This is a genomic window from Corallococcus terminator (genome assembly GCF_003611635.1).
Lineage (GTDB): Bacteria > Myxococcota > Myxococcia > Myxococcales > Myxococcaceae > Corallococcus > Corallococcus terminator.
This window is the reverse complement of record NZ_RAVZ01000389.1, coordinates 1-8,346: the sequence shown is the minus strand read 5'-3', so window position 1 is coordinate 8,346 and position 8,346 is coordinate 1. Positions and strand designations below refer to the sequence as shown.

Below are 8,346 nucleotides of genomic sequence, written 5' to 3'. Positions count from 1 at the left end.
GGGTGGAGGGCCCTGGCGCGAGGGCCACCGCCTTCCGCGCGGAGGACGTGGGCGTCCGGCGGGAGGCGGCCACCGGGCCGGAGCGCCGGGCGGTGAGGGCGGGCCTCGCGATGTTGGCGGACTGGCTCGCCGACTACGAGGCGTGGGTGGCGCGGGACGTGGGGCTCTCCTGGCGGCGCGAGTGTCTGTCCGCGCGTCGCAAGGCCTCGCCCGTGGCCGCGGAGGAGTTGTCGAACGCCTGGAGGCGGATGGCCGTGCGCGTGCGCGCGACCGACGCCGGAGTGCAACACCGTACCGCTCCGATCTTCGGAGCGTGAGGAGGACACCATGCTGGCACGACTGTTCCGAGCCGATGCGCCGTCCGTTCATGCCCATATCGCGTGGGAGGACCTGCCGGATGAAGCCCTTCCCACGCCGCCGTTGTGTGACGGCCTTGGAGATGCCCACCTGCCGGTGACGACGCAGGTTCCCCTGGCGCAGGCGTACTTCGATCAAGGCCTGCGCCTCTTGCACCTGGGCTGGGGGTTGGAGGCGCGCCGAGCCTTCGCGGAGGCCGCGCGTCAGGACCCTTCGCTCGCCATGGCGTGGTGGGGGCTCGCGCTCGCACGGGGCGCGGGTGCCCGCTTCGCCGCCGACCGCGCGGAGGCCATCCGCAAGGCGCTGGTGCTGGCGGAGGGCGTCACCGACGTGGAGCAGCGTCTGGTGGTCGCCGCCAGCCTGCTCGCGGACAAGGGGCCCGCCAATGGCCGGCACGCCTTCGTGCGCGAGATGGAGTGCCTCATCGACCGCTTCCCGGAGGAGCCCGAGCCGCGCCTGCTGCTCGCCGGCTTCCTGCTGGACGGCTACGAGTCGGACGGACGTCCCGGCCAGGGCCAGCCCTATGCGCAGTTCATCCTGCGCGATCTGCTGCGCACGCACCCGCACCACGCGGGTGTGCACGTGGCATGGGTGCAGTCCTGGTTGCCGAGCGCGAAACCCGAGCTGGCGCGCGAGAGCGCCGAAGCCCTTCCGATGCTCGTTCCCGAGGGCAGCCCCGCGCTGCTCGCCGCCGGGCGTCTGCTGCTGCGTGTGGGCCGGGTGGCGGAGGCGAACCGCATCCTGGAGGCGGCGGTGGCGGCGGATGATGCGTACCTCGCCCGCGAGTCGCTGCCCCTGGAGGTCGCGCCCAGCGCGGACACCGCCCTGCGCCTGTTGAGCGAAGGCTGCGCGGAGGTGGGGCAGTACCGGGGCGCCCAGTCGTGGGCCCGCAAGCTGCGTCAGCGCGTGGAGGCCGCGGGGGCCCAACCCCAGGCGGTGCTCTTCGCCGCGACGACGCTCGTGGCAGCGCACCTGCGCTTCGGCTTCTGCCGTGCGGCGGCGGAGGTCCCCATGGAGCTGGGCGACGCTGGCACCGTCGCGGAGCAGGGCCTGCGTGACGCCGTGCGCCTGTACGCGCGTGGCGCCTGCGCCCTGGAAACGGGACGGCTGGGCGACGTGGAGCGCGCGTGCCTGTCGCTGGACGCGCTGGTGCCCGCCCTGTCGGAGGCGCCCCGTTCGGAGGGCCGTGCCCTGTGTCCTCGCGACGTGGCTCGCACGATCGAGGTCGCCGCGCAGGAACTGAGGGGCACGCTGGACGCACGGCGGGGTGACTCCGGCCGGGCGGAGGCCGCGCTCACGCGCGCACTGCGCCTGGAGCGGCGCCTGCGCCCGGTGGGGCCCGCGCTCTTCTGCCGTCCGCCCCGGGAAACGCTGACCCGTGTGCGCCTGCGCTCGGGTCGGGAAGAGAAGGCCCTGGAGCTGGCGCTGGAGCGGGCAGGGGAGCGGCCCGGGTGTGGCCACTGCATGCTGCTCGTCGCCGAAGCCCACGTCGCCTGCGAGTGCCTGTCCGAAGCGGAGCACGACTACGCGGTGGTGTTGGACCTGTGGCGCGACGCGGATCCGCACCTGCCGGGTCTGCAACGCGCGCGGGGCTTCGCGTCCCGGGGGAGCCGGGGCCGTGCCGGGCTGTGCCGGGTGCCGGATGCACCCGTGGACACCGCTCCCGCACCCCGGGGTGGGGAAGGGCCCTGGACCGTGCATGGGGCGTGAGCGTCCGCGCGGCCGTGCTTGACGGGCGCGCGGGCTTCGCGTCACTAGGGGCACTCGCAAGGAGCTGCCCCATGCCCTCATTCCGCCTGAAGCCCGAGCAGGCCGCGCTGCTCGTCGTCGACATCCAGGAGCGCCTGTGCGCCGCCATGGACCGTGATGCCCTGGACCGCATGCTCGCGCGCACCGGCGCCGCCGTGGAGGGCGCGCGGGCCCTGGGCCTGCCCGTCATCGTCACGGAGCAGTACCCGCAGGGGCTGGGCCGCACGCATTCGCTGCTGAAGCTGAAGCTGGGCACGTACACGCCGCTGGAGAAGATGGACTTCTCCGCCGCCACGCCGGACGTGCTGACGGTGCTGGGCGACCGCAAGCAGGTGCTGATCACCGGCATGGAGGCGCACATCTGTGTCTTCCAGACCGCGCGCGACCTGGCGGAGCAGGGCCGTGAGCCGTGCCTGCTGGCGGACGCGGTGCTGTCCCGCACGGAGGAGGATCGCCGCGTGGGGCTGGAGCTGTGCCGCGACGCGGGCGCGCGCATCCTCACCGTGGAGTCGGCCCTGTTCGACATGCTGGGCCGCGCGGGCACGCCCGAGTTCAAGAAGGTGTCCGCCGCCGTCCGCTAAGCAGGAACGGCGGCGGAAGGGTCGCCGCTCACGCCTTGCGCAGGAAGGGCGCGCGCGCCAGGCGCACCAGCATCATCAGCAGCACCAGCACCCCGGACAGGACGGTCTGAGAGCCGCCCACCGGGAAGTCGTAGAAGTACGCGAACAGGTAGCCGCCCGCGCCCGCGATGCCGCCCAGCACCGTGGCGGTGAAGAACGTCCACGGCAGCCGCAAGTCCAACACCAGCGCGGCGATGGCCGACAGCGTGGAGAACGCGAAGACGGGCAGGGCGCCCAACGCCCGCGCGCACACGCCCACCATGATGCCGATGGACACCATCAACACCGTGTCCAGCAGCCGTACGGGTAGCCCCTGCACGGTGGCGCCGATGCGGTCGAAGCTGACGAAGGTGATGCCCCGGTACCACCACAGGTGCAGCACCATCAGCACGGCGCCCACCGCCGCCACGGCATGCAGTTGATCCGGCGTCACCAGCACCGCGGTGCCGAAGAGGATGCCCTGGATGTCATGGGCCTCCTGCGCGATGCGGTCACCCACCAGGATGGCCGCGCCGCCCGCGAAGGCGAACGCGCACCCCAGCAGGCTCTCGCGCGACAGGCGCAGGCGTGCGGGCTCCACCATCAGCAGCAGCGTGGCCGCCACCGACATCACCACCGCGCCCACCAGCGGATCCACGTGCACGCCCAGGTGGATCTCCGCGAAGAAGGCCAGGGCCACGCCCAGGCCCGCCGTGTTCGTCACCGCCGCGCTGACGAACACCATGCGCCTGAGGACGACGTAGACGCTGAGGAAGCCCAGCACGCACCCGGCGATGAGCGCGCACAGGATGGGGTCCTGGAACAGCTCCCAGGCGGACTGGAACTGTTCCCACTTCGAGGGCTCAAGCAGGGCTGTTTCCACGATGAGGCCCCTGGGGTGCGCTGTGGCAGTAGTCGTCGCCGTACTGGCGGCGGAAGGCGGGATGGCAGAACACGGTGCGCGCATCGCCCATGACGAAGCAGCGGTGTTCGCGGTCCACGAAGAGGATGACGTCGGCGTGCTCGGCCGCGACGGACAGGTCGTGGCTCACCACCACCACGCCCAGGCCCCGGTCATGCGCGAGCGCGCACAGCCGCAGCATCGTCTGTTTCTCCGCCACGGCGTCCATCGCCGCGGTGGGCTCGTCCAGCAGCACCACGTCCGCCTCGGTGGCGATGACGCGGGCGAGCAGGGCGCGCTGCTTCTCTCCGCCGGACAGGTCGCGGAAGGGCCGCTTCGCGATGGAACGCGCCCCCGCCGTATCGAGCGCGGCCTCCACCTTCTGCCGGTCGGTGGCGCTGGGGAAGGGCCGCAGGAAGTTCCACCCCGACAGCCGCCCCCACCCGGTCAGCTCGCGCGCATGCACCGGAAGCAGCGAGTCGATGGAGGACATCTGCGGCACGTACGCGCTGCGGATGTTCGGGGTGCCCAGGGCAATGCGTCCGGACACCGGGGGGATGAGCCCCAGCAGCGTCTTGAACCAGGTGCTCTTGCCGGAGCCATTGCGGCCCACCACCGCCACGAACTGCCGGCGGCGCACCACCAGGTCCATGGGCGGCAGGATGTCCTTGCCCCCGTAGCCGATGACGAGCTGCTCGCACTTGAGCAGCGCCTCGCCCGGCTCCGGAGGCGGGGCGGCGCGGTGCGCGCTGTCCAGTTCGGTCTCGTGATCACCGTGCGCCACGGTTCACCTCCGCGGTCGGACTCACTTCGCCCACCTTCTGCAAGAGAGCGTCGAGCACCGCCTTGTTCTCGAACGCATTCAGGTTCACGACGCCATCCAGGCCCTCCTCCGCGGCGGACCAGTCCACCGCGTCGAAGAGCTCCGGCGTCAGCGCCAGCTTCAGGCCCAGCGCCACGCGCGGCTCGTTCTCCCGGTCGGACGGCACGTCCAGGTCGCCCGTGAGGACAGCCACCGGTTCGGCCTCCGCGCCCGACGTCGTCACGGTGAACCGGAAGGTCCGGACCCCGGCGAAGCGCGCCGGGACGCGGCCATCTCGCACGCTGCCAGTCATCCGCAGGCCGGTGATGGACCAGCTCCCGCTGGAGATATTCGTCCGCGACAGTTCGCAATCCGGCTTGCAGGTGAGGCCCACCGTCTGCGCCGCCAGCAGGTCCAGCTCACTGTCGACGGGGAGGTTGGCCACCGTCGTGGTGGTGCTGCCCCCACCGCCCAGCTCCGCCTCGATGTCCTCGTAGTCGACGAGCGCCCCGTCGTCGCTGTGGCAGTGCCCGTTGTGGCACAGCGAGTAGCCCGGCGGAGGGGAGGAAGGATCGAACGTGGTGGCACCGCCACCGCCGGAGCTGGCCAGCAGGTCGATGCTGCCCAGGCTCACCGCGCCGGAGTCGATGCGCAACTGGAAGTCGGAGGCGAGCGCCTGGTAGCCGTCGCCCGCGTCGCGGCGGGGCAGTGGCGTGTACGCGGCCTGCACGGAGGGCTCCAGCACCGCGAAGCCCTCACCCGCGTCGAGCGCGCACCCGGATAGGAGCGCCACGGGAATCCATTGGAGAAAGCGTCTCATGGCGTCACTCCTCCTTCCCGGCGAGGCCCCGCTCCAGGCTGCTCACCAGCGATTCGATGCGCTGCACGTACGTCTGGCCATTGCGGAAGTCGGTGCCGCCGGGGATGACGATGAGCGACGCGGGGATCTTCGACGCCACGAGCTTCGCGGTGCCGTCCGGGTAGTAGTCCTCCTTCAACACCAGCTTCACCTTGCGCGCCTTGCCCTGGCCCAGCACCTGCGCGACGTGGGACGGGTTGGGCGGAATGCCCGGCTTGGGCTCCAGGAACGCGACGGTGGTGAAGCCCAGCCAGTTCTGCAGGTACGCCGTGGTGCGGTGGTACGCGATGACGGGCGCGCCCTTGAGCCCCGCGAGCCGCTGCTCCCAGCCCTGCTGCGAGGCCTGCACCTGCTGCGTGAACTTCGCCAGGTTCGCCTTGTAGGTGTCGGCGTTCTTCGCATCGAGCTGCGACATGCGCGCTTCGATGCCCCGGGCCACCGCGATGCCCTGGCGCGGATCATAGAGGTAGTGCGGGTTGCCGCCGGGGTGCACGTCGCCCTGGCTGCGGTCCACCGCCGTCGTGGGCACCTCCTGGAGGCTCACGAACCGCGACGCGTCCAGGAAGCCCGCGTTGCCCGTCAGGATGCGGTTGTTGCGCGCGCCGAGCTGGAGCGAGGGCAGCCAGCCGATCTCCAGGTCCAGGCCCGCGGTGATGAGCAGGTCGGCGCGGTTGAGCGCGAGCGCCAGGTTCGGCTTGGCGTCCACGAAGTGAGGGTCCTGCGTGGGCAGCGCCAGGGCCACCACCTCCACCTTGTCCCCACCCACGGCCTTGGCCACGGCGGCGAGGTCCGGCAACGAGGCGACGACCTTGAGGTCCGCGCGCGCGGGCGCGGCGGTGAAACAGACGGCGGCGGTGAGGAGCGCCGCGAAGAGGCGAAGGCAACGCATGGAAGGGCTCCGGAAGAAGGGGTCAGAACGCATGGGCACCGTGGGCGCCGGTCACGACTTCGAGCGCGAGGAAGGCCGAGTAGTCCGGCGTCGCGCGCCAGCCGACGCGGTCCGTGGCGGCCTGCAGGCGCAGGCGGGAGAACTCCGTGGGCCAGAACGTCACCGACGCGCTGATGCGCTGGCGGTCGGCGATCCACTCGGGGTCGAGCGGATCATTCGCGACGCGGCCCTCCTGCGTCTTCGCCGCCGTGCCGAACTCGTACCGCACGCCCGTGGCCCAGCGGTTGGAGAAGCGCCACACCGTCTGCGCGTAGCCGCCCCAGTCGGACAGCAGCTCCTCGGGGACCTGACGGCGGCGGTAGATCACCTCCGCCTGGAGCACCAACTGCTGCGCGCTCGCCTCGGTGATGGGCCGGAACTTCAGGTAGACATCCGTGCCGTAGATGCTGGTGTGGTTGCGGTAGCCCGTGGGGTTGGGGCCGGTGGCGGCGGACAGGCCCCACAAGAGCGACAGGTCGTCGGACAGCGGGAAGAACTGCTTCACCGCGCCGGTGAGCTGGAAGTCCAGCGGGGACAGCACGCGCTCGTTGGAGGAGCCGAAGAAGCTGCGCGCGGTGGCCTCGCCCTTCGCGTCGGTGGCGCTGCCGATGACCTCCACGTACCAGGGCAGCGGCGTGAGCCAGGAGCCCTCCACGCCCAGGCCCCGGTTGCCCTCCGCGCCGAACACGCGGCTCATCACGAAGGGTTGATCCACGAAGTCCCACGCATGCGGGTGGGTGGAGTTGAGCCGGCCGAAGCGGGTAAGGAACTGGCCGGCGCGCACCTGGAGGTTCGCGGGCAGGTCCAACGTGGTGACGTACGCCTCTTCAATCTCCACGCCGAACTGGCTGAACACGATGTTGCTGTCGAAGCGGAAGTACGGATCCACCACCGACCCGATGGACAGCTCCAACTGCTGGAGGTTGAAGCCGTTCTGCGTCGGGTCGTGCGCGCCGCCCTGCAACGGCTCCTTGCTGGAGAAGGCCGCCAGGGCCATGTCCAGGATGAAGCTCAGGTTGAGGAAGTTGGTGCCGCTGGTGATGACATTGGGCAACTGCAGCGGCGTCACGCCGGAGTCGTTGGTGGCGGTGGGCGAAACCGGGGACGTGTCGCCAGACGGCCGCGCGCGGGTGCTCGCGTCCACACCCAGGGCCTTTTCAATCTCCGCCATCTCCTCCGGGCTCAGGGTTGGAGCATCCTCCGGAGCCCCGGTGGCGGGCGCTGGAGGGGCTTCGGGCTCGGCGGTGGAGGCGGGCGGCGGCTGCCCTGGCGATGACTGGGCCCAGGCTGCACTCGCGGACAACTGCATGGCGAGCGCTACGGCCAGGGCGCGGGGAGTCCTGCGCGGAAGAAATGACACGGGGTGTTGCTCCTCGGAACTGGACGACCGCGGAGCATGACGCCCCGCAGGCACCGTCCACCAATGACCTGCTTCACCAGCACGACACGCGGGGACTACGCGTGCGCGGGAGGCGAGGCCTTGGGGGCGGTGGCGAGGACCGCGAGTGGCGCGAACGAGCGCGGAGGCGCGGTGGCCGGGTGGCTGCTCTCCACGCCAGATGCCGCGCGAAGGATGTCCCCCGCGAACAGGGCGCCCATCTGCGGGGCGGCCGTGACCAGCGGGCACGTCTCGTGGTTGGGGCCCGTCGAATCCGCCACGGCGGGCGGGACGGAGGCGACGGCGGGGGCCCGCTCGGCGAACCGGGACAACGACGGGTTCGCGCGCCGCGCATCCTCTTCGAACGTCTGGTGCTCCGCGCAGAAGCGGTGCGCGTGCTGCTCCACGTGAAGCGTCAGACCCAGTGGCCGGGCACCCCAGAGCGCGATGAGCAACATCGCGGTGAGGCGAGCGAGGGTATGGGCGCGCGAGAGCATCGAGGGATCCCGGCTGGCTTACTGTCGGCCCCCGGGAGTGTCAAGGCAGGCCGGGCGTCCCGGGCGGGGGCTTCGCGAGTGTGACGGTCGGGCAGGGCGGCGATTCAAGGTCGGCACGCGAACCCCCGGCGTGGGGAGGGTTTTTCTGAAACAGGGTGACCATTGAACGGTGTTTTCATTCCAGGCAACCCGCCGTGCCGCATCGGCTAGGTTGGGTCCGCTTCCACCGCAGGCCCCAGCGCCAGGAGTTCCGCCGCCCGTGCCCCCCTCCCGTCC

General features: G+C 71.4%; 8 protein-coding genes and 1 pseudogene. 3 read left to right on the top strand and 6 right to left on the bottom strand.

The features are described 5' to 3' along the window. The 3 genes and pseudogenes from D7V88_RS35630 to D7V88_RS35620 form a co-directional block, all read left to right on the top strand. Nucleotides 1-317, top strand: a pseudogene (locus D7V88_RS35630) (hypothetical protein); the annotation flags it as partial. 10 nt (nucleotides 318-327) lie between these two features. Further along, entirely contained in the window at nucleotides 328-2,067 is a 1,740-nt protein-coding gene (locus D7V88_RS35625; RefSeq protein ID WP_120545051.1) for a hypothetical protein, read from the top strand. 71 nt (nucleotides 2,068-2,138) lie between these two features. Then, a complete protein-coding gene (locus D7V88_RS35620; RefSeq protein ID WP_120545050.1) occupies nucleotides 2,139-2,687 on the top strand; it encodes an isochorismatase family protein in 549 nt (182 codons plus the stop codon). A 28-nt stretch (nucleotides 2,688-2,715) separates the two neighbouring features. On the opposite strand, the gene D7V88_RS35615 is transcribed toward D7V88_RS35620, so the two are convergent. From D7V88_RS35615 to D7V88_RS35590, 6 genes are all read right to left on the bottom strand, one after another. After that, nucleotides 2,716-3,588: a metal ABC transporter permease gene (locus D7V88_RS35615; protein WP_120545049.1), complete on the bottom strand. Its 873-nt coding sequence runs from the start codon at nucleotides 3,586-3,588 to the stop codon at nucleotides 2,716-2,718. Then, complete coding sequence (locus D7V88_RS35610; protein ID WP_120545052.1) at nucleotides 3,569-4,363, bottom strand: metal ABC transporter ATP-binding protein; 795 nt, start codon at nucleotides 4,361-4,363, stop codon at nucleotides 3,569-3,571. The genes D7V88_RS35615 and D7V88_RS35610 overlap by 20 nt, the downstream gene beginning before the upstream one ends. Nucleotides 4,364-4,376: 13 nt before the next feature. Further along, nucleotides 4,377-5,228 carry a hypothetical protein gene (locus D7V88_RS35605; RefSeq protein ID WP_120545048.1) on the bottom strand — a complete coding sequence of 284 codons (852 nt, stop codon included), beginning with the start codon at nucleotides 5,226-5,228 and terminating at the stop codon, nucleotides 4,377-4,379. 4 nt (nucleotides 5,229-5,232) lie between these two features. Next, the gene (locus D7V88_RS35600) at nucleotides 5,233-6,156 is read right to left on the bottom strand and encodes a metal ABC transporter substrate-binding protein (protein WP_120545047.1); all 924 of its coding nucleotides are present in this window, start codon (nucleotides 6,154-6,156) and stop codon (nucleotides 5,233-5,235) included. 22 nt (nucleotides 6,157-6,178) lie between these two features. Next, nucleotides 6,179-7,555 carry a zinc-regulated TonB-dependent outer membrane receptor gene (locus tag D7V88_RS35595; RefSeq protein ID WP_208726669.1) on the bottom strand — a complete coding sequence of 459 codons (1,377 nt, stop codon included), beginning with the start codon at nucleotides 7,553-7,555 and terminating at the stop codon, nucleotides 6,179-6,181. Between the two features lie 95 nt (nucleotides 7,556-7,650). Next, the gene (locus D7V88_RS35590; protein ID WP_120545045.1) at nucleotides 7,651-8,070 is read right to left on the bottom strand and encodes a hypothetical protein; all 420 of its coding nucleotides are present in this window, start codon (nucleotides 8,068-8,070) and stop codon (nucleotides 7,651-7,653) included. Nucleotides 8,071-8,346: the final 276 nt, after the last annotated feature.

Bases quoted from the DNA above. Each gene is read 5' to 3' on its own strand.
- D7V88_RS35625 (WP_120545051.1), top strand. From the start codon at position 328: ATGCTGGCACGACTGTTCCGAGCCGATGCGCCGTCCGTTCATGCCCAT.
- D7V88_RS35620 (WP_120545050.1), top strand. From the start codon at position 2,139: ATGCCCTCATTCCGCCTGAAGCCCGAGCAGGCCGCGCTGCTCGTCGTC.
- D7V88_RS35605 (WP_120545048.1), bottom strand. From the start codon at position 5,228: ATGAGACGCTTTCTCCAATGGATTCCCGTGGCGCTCCTATCCGGGTGC.
- D7V88_RS35600 (WP_120545047.1), bottom strand. From the start codon at position 6,156: ATGCGTTGCCTTCGCCTCTTCGCGGCGCTCCTCACCGCCGCCGTCTGT.
- D7V88_RS35590 (WP_120545045.1), bottom strand. From the start codon at position 8,070: ATGCTCTCGCGCGCCCATACCCTCGCTCGCCTCACCGCGATGTTGCTC.